We start from the raw sequence: 17959 nt of genomic DNA, 5'->3' as shown, positions 1-17959 counted from the left end.
TGAGGAACGAAGGGTCACACAAGAACTAGACAAAGATTGGGGGCTCTGTACAAGGTTACTTGCGGAGACTCCTCGTTCCTCGACATAACAAGATTGCGCTCAGATCATTATTAAATGAAAAATCCGCATTCACCCGCGCTTTCGCGTAAGCGAATCCGTATCATCCGTATCCTATTTCCTCAAGATTGGGAAAGTTTTTAATATTGTCGTAATTTTGGCTTTTTAAAAAATTTACCATTGAATTCAACACCCATAATTACCGATACACATACCCATTTATATTCTGAAGAATTTGATCAGGATCGTGACGAAATGATGCAGAGAGCTATAAATGCCGGAGTAACACGTTTTTTTATTCCTGCTATTGATGCTACTGCCACACAATCGATGTACGATCTAGAGCAAAATTATCCGGACTATGTCTTTTTAATGATGGGTTTGCATCCCACTTACGTGAAAGATAATTATGAAGAAGAATTAAAACATGTTGAAACCGAATTGGCCAGAAGAAGATTCTACGCTGTCGGCGAAATCGGAATTGATTTGTATTGGGATAAAACGCATTTAAAAGAGCAGCAAATCGCTTTTAGAAGACAAATTCAGTTGGCAAAACAATATAAATTACCAATCGTAATTCATTGCCGTGAAGCTTTTGATGAAATTTTTGAAATTTTGGAAGAAGAAAAATCGGATGATTTGTTCGGAATTTTTCATTGTTTTACCGGAACTCACGAACAAGCTTTACAGGCAATATCCTATAATATGAAGTTAGGAATTGGCGGAGTCGTAACTTTTAAAAACGGAAAAATCGATCAGTTTCTAAATCAAATCGATTTAAAACATATTGTTTTAGAGACCGATTCTCCTTATTTGGCACCTATTCCGTACCGTGGAAAACGAAATGAAAGCAGTTATTTAGTCAATGTTTTGACAAAATTATCTTATATTTATAGTATTTCTGAAGAAGAAATTGCAGCAATTACAACACAAAACTCAAAAGACGTTTTTGGTATTTAATAGTCAACTAACAATACTTTAATTTTTTTTTTGTTCTTTTGCCCACCTAAATAAATATTTATAATGCAGAGATTTGATGCCATTCGACCGTTTTATGATTCAGAAATAAATGAAGCACTTCGTGATGTTGTGAATCATCCGATGATGAAAACCATGATGAACTTTACTTTTCCGGAAGTAGAAGATGAGGTTTGGAAAGAGCAGCTTAAAAAAACGCACTCAATTCGTGATTTTCAATGCAACTTTATTTATAATACAATACAAAAAGTTTTGGAGAAAAGTTCTGAAGGTCTTACAACTTCAGGATTCGAGAAACTTGAAAAAAACACTTCTTATTTATTTATTTCCAATCACAGAGATATTTTATTAGATACTACTTTGCTCAATGTTTGTTTATTCGAACATGGTTTAGTTATGACAGCATCTGCAATTGGAGACAATTTAGTTAAGAAAGCTTTCCTGAGTACTTTGGCAAAACTAAATAGAAATTTTTTGGTTTTAAGAGGTTTAACGCCAAGAGAAATGTTGCAGAGCTCTAAATTATTGTCTGAATATATGGGACAATTATTGCTTCGCGAAAATCGTTCGGTTTGGATTGCACAGCGTGAAGGACGTACCAAAGATGGAAATGACGAAACCAATCCGGGAGTTTTAAAAATGATCGGAATGGGTTCTGATGAAGCTAATTTGATGGATTATTTTAAGAAATTAAAAATTGTTCCGGTTTCAATTTCATACGAATACGATCCGACGGATGTTCTGAAAATGCCACAATTAATGGCAGAAGCAAAGAACGAGGTTTATATTAAAGAGAAAAACGAGGATTTCATGACCATTTTAAGTGGTATTATGGGAACCAAAAAAAGAATACATATTTCAGTTGGAGATGTTTTAGATACTGAAATTGATCAGATTGTTGCAGAGAATGACAATGCAAACAAACAAGTACAGGCTTTGGCACAAGTTATTGATGATTCTATTTTAAAGAGTTACCGATTATGGCCAACAAACTTTATTGCTTACGATATTCTAAACCAGACTGATAAATTTTCTCATTTGTACAGAGAAAGTGAAAAATCACTTTTTGAGCGTCGTTTAGAAATGCGTATCGGAAGTGATAATCCTGTTACCAGACAGGGATTTCTTTGTATGTATGCCAATCCTGTAGTCAATAAATTAAAATATCAGGATGTCATCTAAAGCTAAAATACTTTTAGTTTATACCGGAGGAACCATCGGTATGAGCAAGGATTTTGAAACGGGCGCACTCAAAGCATTCAACTTTGGAAAATTATTGCAAAAGATTCCGGAGATCAAACAATTAGATTGCGAAATTGAAACCGTTTCTTTTGAACACCCAATAGATTCATCGAACATGAATCCTGAAATGTGGACCAAAATTGCCACGATAATTGAGGATAATTATATTGCTTACGACGGATTTGTAGTACTTCACGGTTCAGATACCATGTCATATTCGGCTTCAGCATTGAGTTTTATGCTGGAGAATTTAACAAAACCAGTTGTCTTTACAGGCTCTCAATTACCAATTGGAGATTTGAGAACGGATGCTAAAGAAAACCTGATCACCGCAATTCAGATTGCTTCACTTCAGGAAAATGGAAAACCGGTTATTACGGAAGTTTGTCTGTATTTCGAATATAAATTATACCGAGGGAACCGAAGTTCAAAAGTAAATGCAGAACACTTTAAAGCATTTACAGCACCAAATTACCCTGAATTGGTGGAATCTGGAGTTCATCTTAAATTAAACAGACATTTATTTCTTCCAGTAAAAGAAGAGGCTAAACTGATTGTACACAAGAATTTAGACAATCATGTAGCCATTATAAAAATGTTTCCCGGAATGAGCGAAGTTGTTTTATCTTCGATTCTTGCCATTAAAGATTTAAAAGGAATTGTCCTTGAAACATACGGCTCAGGAAATGCCCCGACCGAAGATTGGTTTTTGAATTTAATTGAGAAAGCTATTCAGTCTGGATTACACATTGTAAACGTAACGCAATGTTCAGGAGGAAGTGTCAATATGGGACAATACGAAACCAGTACTGCCTTAAAATCGTTAGGTGTTATTTCAGGAAAAGATATTACCACAGAAGCTGCAATTACGAAATTGATGTATTTGCTTGGGCACAATATTCAGCAGGAAAATTTTAAGACGATCTTTGAAACTGCGTTACGCGGGGAGATTTCGTTGTGATTTTTTTCCACCATATAAGTGATATAAGTTTTATTTAAAAAAAGCTCTTATTCTTTGAATAGGTTTGCGACTAGTTTGTCATTTTCTCGTTCCTCGAAATGACAATATTGCGGATAATTGGAATTTGGAATTTAATTTTTGGAATTTCTATACGGAACCGGACAAGTTTCCAATTCTTCTTCAGAACTATGTTTTTTATAATAAACATACACAATCACTGAAATAATACAAATTATCCCCTGAATTGCTACTGTTTCACGTGTTCCAATAATATGCGAAATGTATCCAATTATTAAACTTCCCACAGGAATCATTCCCTGATACGCCATTAAATAATAACTGATACTTCTCGAACGCATATTCACAGTACTTTGAGTTTGTACATAAATGTTTATCGATGAGGTTTGCGCCATCATTCCGATACCGCTCAAAGCCATACAAATAAGCGCTACAGTCAAACTATTTGAATAGGCTAGTATAATGACACTAAAACCTAATAATAGACTCGCAGCGATCATTATTTTGTTCATATTGTCGGCTTTTTTAAGATTGGCTAAATAGATTGCGGATACAATAGACCCAATTCCGGCGGCACTTTCAAACCAGCTGAAAGTTTGAGCATTCCCGCTAAAAATATCTTTGGCAAAGACCGGCATCAAAGTATTGAAAGAAATTACGAATAAACTACTAACCATTAACATCAGAAGCATTTTTGCCATCTCTGTTTCTTTTTTTACATAATCTAAACCTTCAATAAAATCATCCCACATTTTCAATTTGTCAGTTGCTTTAATGTGCGGCGTGATTTTCATCATCAACAAAGAAATCAAAACCGGAATATAGCTTAAGAAATTTCCAATAAAACAAATGTCTTCTCCGTATTGGTGCAAAATAATTCCTGCTAAGGCTGGGCCTGCAATTCGGGCGAAATTATTCAAGGTTGAGTTAAGAGCGACTGCGTTTGGTAAATCTTCTTTATCATTTACAATATCAATCATCATGGTTTGTCTGCAAGTCATATCAAATGAATTGATAATTCCCTGAAAAAGACTCAAAGCCAGAATAAAGTTGATGTTGTATATTTTTAGATAAATTAGCAAAGCCAAAGCTCCGGCCTGGAACATTGCCAAAGATTGTAACAGGATCATACTTTTGTGTCTGTCGTAACGTCCAATAATACTTCCGGCAATTGGAGCCAGAAATAAAGACGGAATCATACTTAAAAAAGTGGCTAATCCTAATAAAAAAACAGAACCTGTAACGCTGTACACCATCCAACTTACAGCTGTTTTTTGAAGCCAGGTTCCGATAACAGAAACAGATTGTCCGTAAAAGAACAACTTGAAGTTTTTTGATTTTAACGCTTTAAACATAACTCTTATTATTTTTTTACAAAGTTCGGAATTATGATTTCATTAGAAAAATTAATAATTTTACTGATAACAAGTATTAAAACTTATCAATATGGAAATCTATCAATTGGAATATTTTATTAAAACAGCTGAGGTTTTGCATTTTACGAAAGCGGCGGAGTTGTGTTTTGTAACCCAATCCGGACTTTCGCAGCAAATTAAAAAGTTAGAAGAAGAACTCGGAATGCCTTTGTTTGTAAGGATTGGTAAGAAGGTGCAGCTTACTGAGGCTGGATCTGTTTTTTTAATTCATGCCAAACAAATTATCGAAAATGTCCAAAGCGGCAAACAGGCTATTGATGATTTAAACCAGATGATTGGTGGAGAATTGCGAATTGGTGTGACTTATATTTTTGGGCTTTTGGTTTTGCCAATCGTGGATTTGTTTGCCAAAACCTATCCACATTTAAAGATTGTTGTTGAATATGGCACGACTGAACCTTTGGAACAAAAACTGCTGAATAACGAATTGGACTTGGTTTTAGTCATTTCTTCGAATGAAATTGAGCTTCCTTTTCAAAAGGTTCCATTGTTTACATCAAAGTTGGTTTTGGCCGTTTCAAAAACGCATCCTTTAGCGGTTTTAGACAAAATTTCCTTTAAGAAAATAGAAGATCTTCCGCTTATTTTACCTGTAAAAGGGTTTAATTCGAGGGAATTTCTTGATGAATTGTTTTTGAAAAACAATATGAAGCCTACCGTTTCGATTGAATTAAATGCGGTTCATGCTTTATTGCGATTAGTGGGTGATAGCGATTATTGGGCAACGATTGTAACCGAGAAAGCCCTAAAAGGCTGGGATAATATAAAAGCGATAAACATTTCAGGAGTCGCAACACAAAGAGATTCGTTTATGTTAACGATAGAAGGGGCGTATCAAAAAAAGGCAGTAAAATTATTTATGGAAGAATTCAGAAAAAGTATGTAAACTAATTTTTGATTTTGTTTTTGTAACTCAGTTTTTTTTGTGTTCTTTGCAGACCAATAAAGAGAGGTGTCCGAGTGGTTGAAGGAGCTAGCCTGGAAAGCTAGTATATGGGTAACTGTATCGAGGGTTCGAATCCCTTCCTCTCTGCAAATAAAAATCCCTTATGATGATTCATAAGGGATTTTTTGTTTTTACTACAGTTTAATCTCAAACAAACTAAAAGAACCTTCTTTGTAATGTTCCGGTAATTCATTTGTCCATTCGATAGTACTGATTCCTTTGTATTCGAAACCGCAACTTGTGTAATATTTATTTATTCTTTCGTTTCCGCTATGCGTGTCAAGTCTGATGTATTCTTTACCATTCTCTTTGGCATAAATTTTTGCCCATTCTACAATTTTTGTGACATAGGATTGTCCTCTGAATTTTGGATTTGTTGCAATACGATGTAAGTATATTGCAGGATCTGAACTTGTATCTTTCCAGATAATCAAATCATTAAAAGTAAGTACAAAGGTACAGGCGACTTCATTTCCCTCTTTGATAATAAAATGACGATTTTCGGCTATTTCTTTTTCGATTAGCGCTCTTTCAAAACCTCTCCAGCTTTTATTATTAACTGTTTTTTGATAAGATGTAGCTTCATTATAGATGTCGAAAACAGCATCGATATCTTGTTTTGTAGTTTTAAAAAATTCCATTATTGAGTTGTATTCTGTAGATTAATGAATTCTTCAAAGTTAAATCTTTCTATTTTCTAAGTCCAAAGAAAGCGATAGGTTTGACATTTTTTTATGAGAAATGGGTAGTGGACAAGAAAGACCTAATAACAATTCATTCCTATTAAAATTATCTAAAAATTATTATATATTTGGCTCTTATTATAAATAACTTAATGGATTTACCTCCTTATTCACCAGGACTGCATAAACTGGTTACTTTATATGTTACCGACCCTCAAAAACTAACTGATAGTAAGGGTTTTGTTGCTATCACTAATTCTATTTTACAGACATATGAGCTTGAAAAAGTGGGTGTTATTGTTCATGATTTTGACAATGATAGTTTTACTATTTCATTTTGTTTGAAAGAATCTCATATCTGTATACATACGTGGCCAGAATATAGTCAATTAACACTGGATGTTTATTTGTGCAACTATCAGCAGGACAATTCTCAAAAAGTAAAAGACGTTATGGCGGATTATATTGCCTATTTTGAAGGAACAATTATTAAAGATTTTGAAATTAACCGCTAGTATATGAAAGTTCCTTGTTACAATTGTAATACTGTTACAGAACTGGAAGTTGGTTTTGAAGTAGTAAACTTTGTTTGCCCAAATTGCCACAGTTTATATTTAGCAGATAGTGAACGACAACTTCGTTTAAGTTCTAAATTTAAGCCAGAGATAAATGATTTTGCTTTTAAAATAGGAGATAAAGGCATTCTAAAAGGAGTAGAATATACGGTTACAGGCGCTTTGGTCAAAAAAGTATCGCGGAGTCATATTTGGACAGAATATATCCTGAAGAGTTTAAAAGGGGATTTTATTTATCTCTCTGAATCAGATGGAAATTGGATTTTTTTAACCGAAATGGACGAGAAATTCGATGTAAAACAGCATCCTGCAACTCTGAAATATAATGATGCTATTTTTGATATTTATGCCTATTGTGATGCAGAAATAGAAAATGCCCAAGGTTATTTTGATTTTTCATTACCAATCAAAAAAGTTCATACGGTCGAATATATTCAGCCACCGCTAATGATTTCTATCGAAAGAATGAATGATGTTGAAACGGCTTTTCTGGGAGAGTATATTACAAAGACTGAAATTAGAAAAGGATTTCCGCAAGTTAATTTACCTTATCAAAAAGGGGTAAATATAACACAACCTTATTATTTTGATCTAAATAATACAGCCATCATATTTTGCATTGCTGCTCTTTTGATCGTTATTTCAAATTGGTACATATATAAAGATCAGACGCAACAAGTAGTTTTTAATAAAATAGTTTCTTTTACAGATTTTAATGATAAAGAAATTACAAGTGAGTCTTTTGTTTTAAAAGGAGGCTCGGCTCCAATGACCATTCACGTAGCGACTGATGTAGAGAATTCCTGGGCAAACGTTGATATAGTATTGGTGGATGAAAGAACGAATGATGAGATTCATGCTAACAAGGATATTGAATATTATTCAGGTTATGAAGATGGGGAAAGCTGGTCAGAGGGAAGCCCGTTTGAGAAGTTTAATATTTGTGGAATTAAAGGAGGTAAATACCACCTCTTAATTACACCAGCCAAGGCACCTGAAGATATGAAGAATAATGCAATGACAATTAGAGTTGTCTGGCAAGAACCTTCCAATCGGAATGTATGGCTGATTGTTATCTTTATGATTGCCGTTTTTATATTGATACGCTTTTTAAAGATTAATTTTGAGAAGAAGAGATGGTCAGATAGCTCATATTCTCCTTACAGCGAATAGTTATGAAAGATAGTTTTGATTTTATAAAAAATAATTTGGGTGCAGTTGCAATAGGTTTATTTTGCTTTGCTGCTTATTTGTATTTTGCCTATTCCGGAAACAGAATTTGCGATTGCGAAACCACAGAAAAATATAGTACATCCGGAAGTCGTAGTTCCGTAAATCGTTTTTATCATAAATAATACTTTAAAATATGGATTTAATACATGCTCAGCCAATAGCTAATTCGATTGTTTATTCTTTTTTAGGAATCATTATCTTATTAATAGCTTATTTCATAATCGAAAAAATTACTCCGGAAAACACTTGGAAAGAAGTTGTTCAAAAAAATAATATAGCTGTTGCGATTGTTTTGGCAGCATTTATCATTGGAATTTCAATGATTATTAGTGCCGCTATTCATGGGTAAAAAGTTTTTAAAGTTTGAATTTTTATTGCTATTTGCTGTATTCGTTATTGCGACCTGCGGACTTGTTTACGAGCTTGTGGCAGGTACATTGGCCAGTTATTTATTAGGAGATTCAGTAAAACAGTTTTCATTTATTATTGGAGTTTACCTGTTTTCAATGGGTATTGGCTCTTTTTTTTCAAAATTTTTTCATAAAAACTTACTGAATACTTTTGTTGAAATCGAGATCTTGGTTGGCTTAATTGGTGGTCTGAGTTCAGTAGTTTTATTTTTATTATTTGAAAGTGTGGAGTACTTCCAATTCATATTGTATTTACTTGTTTTTATAACAGGTTTCTTAGTAGGATTAGAAATTCCGCTCTTGATGAATATATTGAAAGACAAAGTCGAATTTAGAGATTTGGTTTCAAATGTATTTACGTTTGATTACATAGGAGCTTTACTGGCATCCATACTTTTTCCTCTTATTCTGGTTCCTAAACTTGGTATTATGGGAACTTCATTATTCTTCGGAATGATTAATATTAGTATTGCGATTGCTTTATGTTTTCTTTTAAAAAGAGAATTGAAGAATAGTTATTTTTTAAAAACAAAAGCCATTTTTTCATTTGTAATTTTGTTGGGTGTCTTTATTTTTTCAGATAAAATTTTAGCCTATTCAGAAGGAAAGCTTTATGGAGAAAACATCATTTATACGCATTCAACTCCCTACCAGAGAATCGTTTTAACGCACAATAAGAGCGATTACAGGCTTTATTTAAATAATAACCTGCAATTTAGTTCTGCCGATGAGTATCGCTATCACGAAGCATTGGTTCATCCTGCAATGTCAATTGCAAAAAACATTAAAAATGTTTTAGTTCTTGGAGGAGGTGATGGCCTGGCTGTGCGTGAAATTTTAAAATACAAAAATGTTGAAAAAATCACTTTAGTAGATCTCGATCAGGGAATGACAAAGTTGTTTAAAACTAATAAAGTATTGACAGATTTTAATAAAGGGTCACTGAATAACCCAAAAGTCACAGTCATCAATACAGATGCTTATATTTGGGCAAAAAGCTGTAAAGAAAAGTTTGATGTTGCTATTGTCGATTTTCCTGACCCATCAAATTATAGTTTGGGAAAGTTGTATTCGCTTAATTTTTATCAAACCATGAAAACTATTTTACAACCTGATGCGGTGGTCGTGATTCAGACAACTTCACCTTATTTTGCTCCAAAATCATTTTGGTGTATCAATAAAACGGTCATGCAGGTTTTTACTCAGGTTGATGCCTATCATGCTTATGTGCCCTCGTTTGGAGAGTGGGGTTATACTATTGCCATCAATGGGTTTGGAACTACTTTTAATCAAGTAAATCGTAAAGCTTCGGGGTTAAAATTCTACAATTATCAGTTTGATAGATTTAATTATTTTACCACAGATATGATCTCAAATGAAATTGAAATCAATCGTTTAGACAACCAAATTTTAGTACGCTATTTTGATGAAGAATGGGGAAAATTACAGTAAGTCAAGGCGCAGTTTTGTAAAAGGAATTGGGGCTTCTTTATTGTTAATTCCTTTTCTGCAATTTTGTTCCGATAAAATCATTCTTTTGCTGCTTCGTCTGTCAGGAACCAATCATCTCTTGGGACATAGGCTATGGGTAAAAGATTTTCCGAAACCAACGACTCAAATTCATATTCCATACTTAATTATTGGTGGCGGAATTTCAGGTTTAAGTGCTGCAAGACAATTTCAGAAAAAAGGAATTTCAGATTTTCTATTAGTAGAATTAGAAGGACATCTGGGTGGTAATTCATCTAATGGGGAAAATCAATATTCTAAATTCCCGCTTGGTGCGCACTATTTACCTTTACCTAATTTTAAAGATAAAGAATTATTGCGGTTTCTTGAGGAAGAGAAAATCATTTTAGGTTATGATGCAAAAGGATTTCCTGTTTTTGATGAACTACAATTATCGTTCGCGCCTGATGAACGTTTGTTTTACAAAAATAATTGGCAAGAGGGAGTAGTTCCAAAACAAGGGAATTATAAAAAAGAAGATTTAGAATTTCAACGTTTTTTTACCTTAATGGATACTTTTCGTGAGGGAAAAGGAGAAGATGGAAAATATTTATTTGATATTCCGCTTCATCTTTCTTCAGAAGATATTGTAACTAGAAATTTGGATAAAATCACAATGAAAGACTGGTTTGAAACGAACAATTTCAAAGCTGAACCTCTCTTTAATTATATTGATTATTGCTGTAAGGACGATTTTGGACTTGGAATTCATTATGTTTCGGCTTGGGCAGGAATTCATTATTTCGCTGGGCGAAAACAAGATTCTACTGCAGATAAAAAAGAAGGTGTTTTAACCTGGCCCGAAGGAAACGCCAGATTAGCCTCTCATCTAAAAAAATATACCGATGGAAAAACATTAAAAAACCATTTGGTTTATGAAGTTAAAGTCGAAAAGGATAAAGTTGTTGTAACAGTATTTGATGATGTTAAAAAGGTTTCTGTAGAAATTATTGCAGATAAAGTAATTATGGCAACACCTCAATTTGTGAATCAGTATTTAATAAAAGATAGAAAAGAGTTTACAAAAGCATTTCATTATACGCCATGGCTTTTAGCAACTTTAACTGTTACTGATTTAGCAGACAATTTTAGTTTTCCGCTTTCCTGGGATAATGTCATTTATGATGCAAAAGGACTAGGTTATGTATATGATCAGCATCAATCTTTAAAGCAGTTTCAGACCAGAAAGGTAATTACATATTACTATAGTTTTTCTTCTTCAGATTTAAAAAAATCACGAAAAGAGTTGTATAAAAAAAGTAAGGAATATTGGAAACAATTTGTTTTTGATGATCTAAAAATTGCCCATCCTGATATCGAAGATTGTACAGAACAAATGGAAGTTTTTTTATTAGGCCATGGAATGGTAAGTCCTGTGCCTAATTTTATTTTTGGCGAAGCAAAGAAACAAGCTTCAGGAAATATGGAGAATAAAATCTATTTTGCTCATACCGATTTGTCCGGAATATCCATTTTTGAAGAAGCTTTTCATCACGGAATTAATGTAGTAAATCAAATTTTAGATGAAACAGCCCTGGATTAATAAAGAAAAGACAGATTTAATTTTTATCATTGGCCCTTCCTTTTTTGTATTAGCCATAGTGTTTCTGTTTCAAAATTATATTACAGAAATCGAGAATAATTATTCGTTTTATACATGGCTTTTCCTAATTGTTTTTATAGACGTGGCACATGTTTATGCAACTTTATTCAAAACTTATTTTGTTGCGGATGAATTTAAAAAGAATAAAAAAAGATTACTTCTTCTGCCTACAATTTGTTTTGCCATTGGTGTAATTCTTTTTTCGTTTGGGAGCTTAATTTTTTGGTCGTTTTTGGCCTATGTTGCAGTATTTCATTTTATAAGACAGCAATATGGCTTTATGCGATTGTATGCCAGAAATGAAGAAAAAACAAAGCTTTCTGTTGTTATTGATAATCTGGCAATTTATGCTTCAACAGGTTACCCGATGCTGTATTGGTTTTTTTCTTCTGAAAGGAAATTCAATTGGTTTGTTGAGAATGAATTTTTTCGTTTTCATAACACATTTATATTAGAAATGTTTTTTTGGATTTATATGGAAATAATGGCAGTTTTTGTAATCTATACTATTTGCAAAAGCGTACAGCAAAAGTTTTTTAATATACCAAAAAATGCTATTGTTTTAGGAACAGCACTTTCATGGTATTTTGGAATCGTTTATTTTAATAACGATCTTATTTTTACTTTACTCAACGTAGTTTCTCACGGAATTCCATATATGGCGTTGGTTTATTTTAGAGAAATCGAGAATAAAAAAAAAATAGATTTAGGTTTCTTTAACTATTTAAAAAAATATAATGTCCTCTTTATTTATATTTTAATTTTATTAATTATTGCTTTTACAGAAGAATTTCTGTGGGAAATTTTGGTTTGGAATGAAAATTTTTCAATTAGAAATTTTGATTTTTCCTCATGGCAATTTTTTATAGTACCATTGTTAAGTGTGCCACAGTTTACCCATTATTTATTAGACGGATTCATCTGGAAATCAAAAAAAACTAATTCTGTAAAGCCATTTTGACCTGAGGCAGTATACGGTCAACAAACATTTTGTAAGCTTGTTCAGAAGGGTGTAAGCCATCAGACGCGACTAAACTAGTATTGCTTAAACCTGTTCTTGTAATATCAGTAATAGAAATGAAAGTTACGCCTTTGCTTATGCAGTACCTCTCAGCAGAAGCATTGTATTGATCTATCTCATTCGAAATTTTCATTCGGTTTTCATAAGTATAATTAGCTGCAAAAGGAGTGTAGGCATAATCTGGAATGGAGAGTACAATGACATTGTTTTTATCGCCTTTCGCCAGAGAGATAGCCTTGTTTAATAACTGTGGAAATTCTTTTTCATAGACAGAAAAATCCATATGCTGATACTGATTATTAACTCCAATCAATAACGTAACCAGGTCATAATTTGGTTCTGGATTTTGAGCATTTACTGCCGAAATTAAATTCGAAGTTGTCCAGCCGGTTGTAGCAATTACTTTTAAGGTGAAATTACTTTCAGGATAAATTGCTTTTAAACTTGATTTAAGTTGTTCAGGATATCGGCAGGTTTCGCATACGCTTTGTCCAATAGTATAACTGTCGCCTAAGGCCAAATAATTGATTGAACCGGAAATTGGAGTTGTTGGAACTTGTGTAGTTGGAGGTTTAACCTGAGGCGGAGTAACAGCATTGCCTGAGCCAGAGTCTTCAGCACTACAACTTAATAAAAAGAGGGAGAGTATAACGATAACTATTTGTTTGAAATGTGATTTCATAATTTGAGTAAATTAGATTCTGGGTCATCTTAAACAAATAGTTACGTTAAATTATTTGTTTTGGTTTTTACGATATCGCCTTTTTGCAGCGTTAATTTGAATTTTATAGCTCTTACTTTTGATTACGGTTTTTGCGCTTCTTTATAAATGTTTCTTTCCATAACGATATTTAATCTTTCAAACATTTCGGAAATATTAAAGTCTTCTTTTTTATATTGGGCCTGAACAGTTTCTTTTGCTTTTTTCAAAACAGCTTCGTTTTCCCAAACGGCAATCGTCATATAAATTAAATATCCGTTTTCATCGGTGCGTTCATAAGCGTCATCTTTTATAAATCCGTTTAAGTGTTTGATAAAGTTTCTATTAATGCTTACTCTTTTTAAGAATTCTTGTTTTGATTTCGCAGGAACGATAAATGTATCGATAAAAATTTGCTTCATGGTTTCTGATTTTTTGGATTCTCTTTCTGAATTTACAATTGCTGTCTGTGCATCTGCTTTAATGGTAAAGAATGCCAAACAGATGATTCCGATTAAAAGATTTGTTTTCATAATTCTTAATTTTTTGTTGATGTAAAATTCAGAATTGAAAGCACCAAATCATTGTAAAAAATCATTGATTTACCAAAAGGAAGAAAATTTGAAAAATTCAGAGGGAGTTTGCCCGGTAAATAACCTGAAGTCTTTATTAAAATGGGGCTGGTCAAAATATCCTGCATCAAATGCAAGATCGATTAGGTTTTGATTGTGTTGCTTTTGGTCTATAATTGATTTTATTCTAACGACATAACAAAACTGTTTGGGAGAGGATCCAATTGTTTTTCTGAATCTTTTTTCAAAGGCATCCTGACTGATGTAAAGGGCGTTCGCGAGTTCTTTGATTTTAACAACACCTTTTTTAGATTGAATTATGGCAATTGCTGCAGCGATCAATTTATCGGGTTTGTAGTCGTGCAATCGCGACAAAAGAAATTGTTCTATGATGGCAATTTTTTGGTTGTTGGTTTTTGCTTCTGCCAAAAGTTCTTCTATGATTGCTATTTTTTGCTGCGGAATAAAATTATCCAGCGAAACACTTTCTTCAAATAATTCGTGAAGTGGTTCTTTAAAAAATGCTTTGGCTCCAGCTTCTTTAAATTGAATGACTATAGTTGTAGTATCTTCTGAGTAATTGATTAAACGGACTGATTTACGAATTCCGGAAATTGTAGAAATTGGTAAGTTTTCATGCTGATTTTCTCTTATATAATTTACATTTCCTTTGCACCGAAAGGATATAGCAAGAGAAGTACTAGGTAAAACCCGATTTGTCATTTCATCCTGACTTTCTATAATTCTGTAAACCTTTACGAAAGGTTTTAATTGTTCCGATGGGATGAAATCTACAATTTTCATTTTGTATGTGGTTTACAATCAATGAATAACAAAGGTATGGAAAACAATATTTAGAATAAAATGGTATTGTTTAAATAATAAAATCCCAAAACTTAAAAGGAAGCAATGTCCAATTAAGTTTTGGGAGTATTTTGATTAAGTATTGAGTCAGTAATATTTTTCTGACTTATACCATTTCTGCTTTCATCACGATTTCTTCTTCAATGGCATTCCAAAGCCCGATTCTTTTTTCCAGGGCAAGAATGGATATTTCTTCCACTTCTTTCCATTTTTGAGCATCATCTTCACATAAATCTGTGATCATCTGCATTGCCATTGGTCCGTGCTCATCGGCATCCAATTCGATATGTCTTTCAAAATAATAAAGCAATTTGCTCAAATCAGTTTCTGGAAGATTTTTTTGAAAGTTTTTTAAGATTGCAGTAAACATACTCGGAATTAGATCTTCTCTTCCAAAAGTAAAACCGGCGGCAATCTCATGCGGTTTCCCTTGTTCAATAACTCTGAAGGTAAAATCTAAAAAAGCTTTTACATCTGGATGCAGTGAGCTCTGTTTTATGGCAACAAAAATATTATGCAGCGAATGTACTTCTGATAAAAATTTATTGATTCCAGTAGTGTCGGCACCACAATCTTCCATGGCTTCAAGGTACATTTCGTAATGACTTTGTCTTCTTCCGTCAATCGTTAAATCGGTTTCTTCGGCAAGAACAATTTCGTTGATTAAATATCTTGTTTCAGGATTTTTAGTGGCAAACCAAGGTGTTGTGGTACAGGTAAGTTTGGCTTGTAAAGCTTTTAATAGTGACATAAAATCCCAAACGGCAAATACGTGATTTTCTAAGAAAATATGTAAATCATCAATGCTTTGGATTTTGTTGTATAAAGAATGTTGTAAAAGTTGTTCTTTTTGAGGTTGAATGCTATTGTTTATAGTTTCAATATTCATTTTTGGAATTTTTGTGCAAAGATAAAAAGCTTCTCGGTTAGAAGAAGCTTTTAGTATTGTTTTTGTATATATATTAATAATTGTTTACTATTTAAACGCTGGAATTCCAGTAACATCCATTCCGGTAATCAATAAATGAATGTCATGAGTACCTTCATAAGTGATAACACTTTCAAGGTTCATCATGTGTCGCATAATTGAATATTCGCCTGTAATTCCCATTCCGCCCAACATTTGCCTGGCTTCACGGGCAATATGAATTGCCATATCAACATTATTACGTTTTGCCATCGAAATCTGAGCAGTTGTCGCTTTTCCTTCGTTTCTCAAAACACCTAAACGCCATGTTAATAATTGCGCTTTTGTGATTTCGGTAATCATTTCGGCTAATTTTTTTTGTTGCAATTGCGTTCCTCCAATTGGTTTTCCAAATTGAATTCTTTCTTTAGCATAACGCAAAGCCGTATCGTAACAGTCCATCGCAGCACCAATTGCGCCCCATGCGATACCGTATCGGGCAGAATCTAAACAGCCAAGCGGTGCTCCTAATCCTGACTTATTTGGTAAAAGATTCTCTTTTGGAACTTTAACATTATCAAAAATTAATTCACCGGTTGATGACGCACGAAGCGACCATTTATTATGTGTTTCAGGAGTTGTAAAACCTTCCATTCCGCGTTCAACGATTAAACCGTGAATTCTTCCGGTTTCATCTTTAGCCCAAACAATGGCAATATCAGCAAACGGAGCATTAGAAATCCACATTTTAGCACCATTTAAAAGATAATGATCTCCCATATCTTTAAAATTGGTAATCATGCTTCCGGGATCAGAACCGTGGTCAGGCTCGGTTAAACCGAAACAGCCCATGAATTCTCCGGTTGCTAGTTTTGGCAGATATTTCATGCGCTGTTCTTCGTTTCCGTATTTCCAAATAGGATACATCACCAAAGAAGATTGCACAGATGAAGTCGATCGTACACCAGAATCACCACGTTCGATTTCCTGCATTATTAAACCATACGAAATCTGGTCTAATCCTGCACCACCGTATTCATGTGGAATATAAGGTCCGAAGCCACCAATTTCTCCAAGTCCTTTTATAATTTGTTTAGGAAATTCGGCCTTTTGAGCGTACTCTTCTATAATTGGAGAAACTTCTCTTTTAACCCATGCACGTGCAGACTCGCGAACTAATTTGTGTTCGTCTGTTAATAGATCGTCAAGGTTGTAATAATCTGGAGCTTGAAATAAATCTGGTTTCATTTTTGATAGTTTTACTAAAACAAATTTACGTAATAAAAATATAACAAAACAACGCACAATTGTTATATTTTTTTAATTTTGTAACAAAATTAACAACAAAGTAGCAAATTAATTTTAGTTTATTGAAAATTTAAGCGTTATTTTTGAAATCCAAAAACACATAAATGAGGCTAATCATCTCTTTTTTACTACTCTTTGTTCTTAATTTAGGTTTTGCTCAGAAAAAACAAATTAGCGAACAGGAATATTTAGCGTTGCAAGACAAAATTCGATTTAGTTTTAATACAAATGTCGAACAGGGTCTTGCATATACTAAAGAATTGATGAGATCTAATAATATTAAGCATTTGGCTTTTGCCACTAGTGCGGCTTCTTATTTGTATCAAATGAAAGGTGACACTGTTAAGTGTAACGAAAGCTACAAATTATCACTACAATACTTAGATCGTATGCCGGAATCTGATGAGAAAACAAAGCTCACAGGTTACATTTATAATTACAGAGGATTAACAGAATGGAAACGAGGAAACTTTAGTAAAGCCCTTGATAATTATCAAAAAGGAATGAAGTTTTCATTAGCAGCTGAGGATGTTATTCAAATTGTAAAATTTAAAAGCAATATTGCCCTGATTAATGAAGAAGTTGGTAATTACCAATTATCAATTAAGAATTTGAGACAAAATAATGACTTCATTGATAAGAATGAAAGGGTTTATCCGAGAGAGCAATTTCAAAATAGTAAGAGCAACATCAACTTAGACTTAGGAGGCTCATATGAAGGATATTATATTAAAAATCAAAATAAGAAGTATTTGCTTGATTCGGCCGAGTACTTTTATAAAAAAGCAATTACATATTCTCAAAATTTCACTACCAATAAAATCAGTGCTAAACTGAGTTTAGGTAATGTTTATTTAATGAAAAATGATTTTAAAAATGCCGAAAAAATATATTACGATATCTTATTTCTTTCAAAGCAAAATAATTCTGAAGAAT

General features: G+C 33.1%; 18 protein-coding genes and 1 tRNA gene. 12 read left to right on the top strand and 7 right to left on the bottom strand.

The annotated features are described in order from the left end of the window. Positions 1-237: 237 nt before the first annotated feature. The 3 genes from Q7C23_RS00685 to Q7C23_RS00675 all read left to right on the top strand — a co-directional run bounded on the left by Q7C23_RS00685 (position 238) and on the right by Q7C23_RS00675 (position 3238). On the top strand, positions 238-1017 hold the full coding sequence (locus Q7C23_RS00685) for a TatD family hydrolase (protein WP_375030720.1): 780 nt from the start codon (positions 238-240) through the stop codon (positions 1015-1017). A 63-nt stretch (positions 1018-1080) separates the two neighbouring features. Next, on the top strand, positions 1081-2217 hold the full coding sequence (locus tag Q7C23_RS00680) for a 1-acyl-sn-glycerol-3-phosphate acyltransferase (RefSeq protein WP_375030719.1): 1137 nt from the start codon (positions 1081-1083) through the stop codon (positions 2215-2217). Then, complete coding sequence (locus tag Q7C23_RS00675) at positions 2207-3238, top strand: asparaginase (RefSeq protein ID WP_375030718.1); 1032 nt, start codon at positions 2207-2209, stop codon at positions 3236-3238. Before Q7C23_RS00680 ends, Q7C23_RS00675 begins: the two co-directional genes overlap by 11 nt. A 131-nt stretch (positions 3239-3369) precedes the next feature. On the opposite strand, the gene Q7C23_RS00670 is transcribed toward Q7C23_RS00675, so the two are convergent. Beyond that, positions 3370-4611 carry an MFS transporter gene (locus tag Q7C23_RS00670; RefSeq protein WP_375030717.1) on the bottom strand — a complete coding sequence of 414 codons (1242 nt, stop codon included), beginning with the start codon at positions 4609-4611 and terminating at the stop codon, positions 3370-3372. 91 nt (positions 4612-4702) lie between these two features. Here Q7C23_RS00670 and Q7C23_RS00665 point away from each other — a divergent pair, with 91 nt between their 5' ends. Then, entirely contained in the window at positions 4703-5578 is an 876-nt protein-coding gene (locus Q7C23_RS00665) for a LysR substrate-binding domain-containing protein (protein ID WP_375030716.1), read from the top strand. 60 nt (positions 5579-5638) lie between these two features. Then, positions 5639-5725 (top strand) — tRNA-Ser (locus Q7C23_RS00660). Positions 5726-5772: 47 nt separating this feature from the next. Here Q7C23_RS00660 and Q7C23_RS00655 read toward each other — a convergent pair. Then, on the bottom strand, positions 5773-6279 hold the full coding sequence (locus tag Q7C23_RS00655; RefSeq protein WP_375030715.1) for a GNAT family N-acetyltransferase: 507 nt from the start codon (positions 6277-6279) through the stop codon (positions 5773-5775). Positions 6280-6449: 170 nt separating this feature from the next. Between Q7C23_RS00655 and Q7C23_RS00650 the strand changes: the two genes are divergently transcribed. Genes Q7C23_RS00650 through Q7C23_RS00620 form a run of 7 tightly spaced genes read left to right on the top strand, consistent with a single transcriptional unit; the run spans position 6450 to position 12612 of the window. Next, a complete protein-coding gene (locus tag Q7C23_RS00650; protein ID WP_375030714.1) occupies positions 6450-6836 on the top strand; it encodes an S-adenosylmethionine decarboxylase family protein in 387 nt (128 codons plus the stop codon). Positions 6837-6839: 3 nt separating this feature from the next. After that, the gene (locus Q7C23_RS00645; protein ID WP_375030713.1) at positions 6840-8069 is read left to right on the top strand and encodes a DUF4178 domain-containing protein; all 1230 of its coding nucleotides are present in this window, start codon (positions 6840-6842) and stop codon (positions 8067-8069) included. Between the two features lie 2 nt (positions 8070-8071). Next, on the top strand, positions 8072-8251 hold the full coding sequence (locus Q7C23_RS00640) for a hypothetical protein (RefSeq protein WP_375030712.1): 180 nt from the start codon (positions 8072-8074) through the stop codon (positions 8249-8251). 11 nt (positions 8252-8262) lie between these two features. Beyond that, complete coding sequence (locus tag Q7C23_RS00635; RefSeq protein WP_375030711.1) at positions 8263-8478, top strand: DUF350 domain-containing protein; 216 nt, start codon at positions 8263-8265, stop codon at positions 8476-8478. Then, positions 8471-9991, top strand: a complete 1521-nt coding sequence (locus Q7C23_RS00630; RefSeq protein ID WP_375030710.1) for a polyamine aminopropyltransferase — start codon at positions 8471-8473, stop codon at positions 9989-9991. The genes Q7C23_RS00635 and Q7C23_RS00630 overlap by 8 nt, the downstream gene beginning before the upstream one ends. Beyond that, a complete protein-coding gene (locus Q7C23_RS00625) occupies positions 9966-11591 on the top strand; it encodes an NAD(P)-binding protein (RefSeq protein ID WP_375030709.1) in 1626 nt (541 codons plus the stop codon). The genes Q7C23_RS00630 and Q7C23_RS00625 overlap by 26 nt, the downstream gene beginning before the upstream one ends. Beyond that, complete coding sequence (locus tag Q7C23_RS00620; RefSeq protein ID WP_375030708.1) at positions 11572-12612, top strand: hypothetical protein; 1041 nt, start codon at positions 11572-11574, stop codon at positions 12610-12612. Before Q7C23_RS00625 ends, Q7C23_RS00620 begins: the two co-directional genes overlap by 20 nt. Here the strand turns inward: Q7C23_RS00620 and Q7C23_RS00615 are convergent. The 5 genes from Q7C23_RS00615 to Q7C23_RS00595 form a co-directional block, all read right to left on the bottom strand. Next, the gene (locus Q7C23_RS00615) at positions 12590-13354 is read right to left on the bottom strand and encodes an SGNH/GDSL hydrolase family protein (protein ID WP_375030707.1); all 765 of its coding nucleotides are present in this window, start codon (positions 13352-13354) and stop codon (positions 12590-12592) included. The genes Q7C23_RS00620 and Q7C23_RS00615 overlap by 23 nt on opposite strands. A 122-nt stretch (positions 13355-13476) precedes the next feature. Continuing rightward, positions 13477-13905: a hypothetical protein gene (locus tag Q7C23_RS00610; protein WP_375030706.1), complete on the bottom strand. Its 429-nt coding sequence runs from the start codon at positions 13903-13905 to the stop codon at positions 13477-13479. A gap of 69 nt (positions 13906-13974) precedes the next feature. Continuing rightward, entirely contained in the window at positions 13975-14748 is a 774-nt protein-coding gene (locus tag Q7C23_RS00605) for an AraC family transcriptional regulator (protein WP_375030705.1), read from the bottom strand. Positions 14749-14914: 166 nt separating this feature from the next. Further along, positions 14915-15697 carry a DUF3050 domain-containing protein gene (locus Q7C23_RS00600; RefSeq protein ID WP_375030704.1) on the bottom strand — a complete coding sequence of 261 codons (783 nt, stop codon included), beginning with the start codon at positions 15695-15697 and terminating at the stop codon, positions 14915-14917. Positions 15698-15784: 87 nt separating this feature from the next. After that, positions 15785-16963 (bottom strand): acyl-CoA dehydrogenase family protein, encoded by a 1179-nt coding sequence (locus tag Q7C23_RS00595; RefSeq protein ID WP_072970231.1) that lies wholly within the window; start codon positions 16961-16963, stop codon positions 15785-15787. Between the last annotated feature and the right edge of the window lie 996 nt (positions 16964-17959).

Source organism: Flavobacterium sp. LAR06, from assembly GCF_041946075.1.
Taxonomy (GTDB): Bacteria; Bacteroidota; Bacteroidia; order Flavobacteriales; family Flavobacteriaceae; genus Flavobacterium.
The sequence above is the reverse complement of the archived record's forward strand: the minus strand, read 5'-3'. Positions and strand labels throughout refer to the sequence as shown.

Excerpts from the sequence above, each read along its gene's own strand:
- Q7C23_RS00680 (WP_375030719.1), top strand. The coding sequence starts at position 1,081 with ATGCAGAGATTTGATGCCATTCGACCGTTTTATGATTCAGAAATAAAT.
- Q7C23_RS00675 (WP_375030718.1), top strand. The coding sequence starts at position 2,207 with ATGTCATCTAAAGCTAAAATACTTTTAGTTTATACCGGAGGAACCATC.
- Q7C23_RS00670 (WP_375030717.1), bottom strand. The coding sequence starts at position 4,611 with ATGTTTAAAGCGTTAAAATCAAAAAACTTCAAGTTGTTCTTTTACGGA.
- Q7C23_RS00665 (WP_375030716.1), top strand. The coding sequence starts at position 4,703 with ATGGAAATCTATCAATTGGAATATTTTATTAAAACAGCTGAGGTTTTG.
- Q7C23_RS00655 (WP_375030715.1), bottom strand. The coding sequence starts at position 6,279 with ATGGAATTTTTTAAAACTACAAAACAAGATATCGATGCTGTTTTCGAC.
- Q7C23_RS00645 (WP_375030713.1), top strand. The coding sequence starts at position 6,840 with ATGAAAGTTCCTTGTTACAATTGTAATACTGTTACAGAACTGGAAGTT.
- Q7C23_RS00640 (WP_375030712.1), top strand. The coding sequence starts at position 8,072 with ATGAAAGATAGTTTTGATTTTATAAAAAATAATTTGGGTGCAGTTGCA.
- Q7C23_RS00635 (WP_375030711.1), top strand. The coding sequence starts at position 8,263 with ATGGATTTAATACATGCTCAGCCAATAGCTAATTCGATTGTTTATTCT.
- Q7C23_RS00630 (WP_375030710.1), top strand. The coding sequence starts at position 8,471 with ATGGGTAAAAAGTTTTTAAAGTTTGAATTTTTATTGCTATTTGCTGTA.
- Q7C23_RS00625 (WP_375030709.1), top strand. The coding sequence starts at position 9,966 with ATGAAGAATGGGGAAAATTACAGTAAGTCAAGGCGCAGTTTTGTAAAA.
- Q7C23_RS00620 (WP_375030708.1), top strand. The coding sequence starts at position 11,572 with ATGAAACAGCCCTGGATTAATAAAGAAAAGACAGATTTAATTTTTATC.
- Q7C23_RS00615 (WP_375030707.1), bottom strand. The coding sequence starts at position 13,354 with ATGAAATCACATTTCAAACAAATAGTTATCGTTATACTCTCCCTCTTT.
- Q7C23_RS00610 (WP_375030706.1), bottom strand. The coding sequence starts at position 13,905 with ATGAAAACAAATCTTTTAATCGGAATCATCTGTTTGGCATTCTTTACC.
- Q7C23_RS00605 (WP_375030705.1), bottom strand. The coding sequence starts at position 14,748 with ATGAAAATTGTAGATTTCATCCCATCGGAACAATTAAAACCTTTCGTA.
- Q7C23_RS00600 (WP_375030704.1), bottom strand. The coding sequence starts at position 15,697 with ATGAATATTGAAACTATAAACAATAGCATTCAACCTCAAAAAGAACAA.
- Q7C23_RS00595 (WP_072970231.1), bottom strand. The coding sequence starts at position 16,963 with ATGAAACCAGATTTATTTCAAGCTCCAGATTATTACAACCTTGACGAT.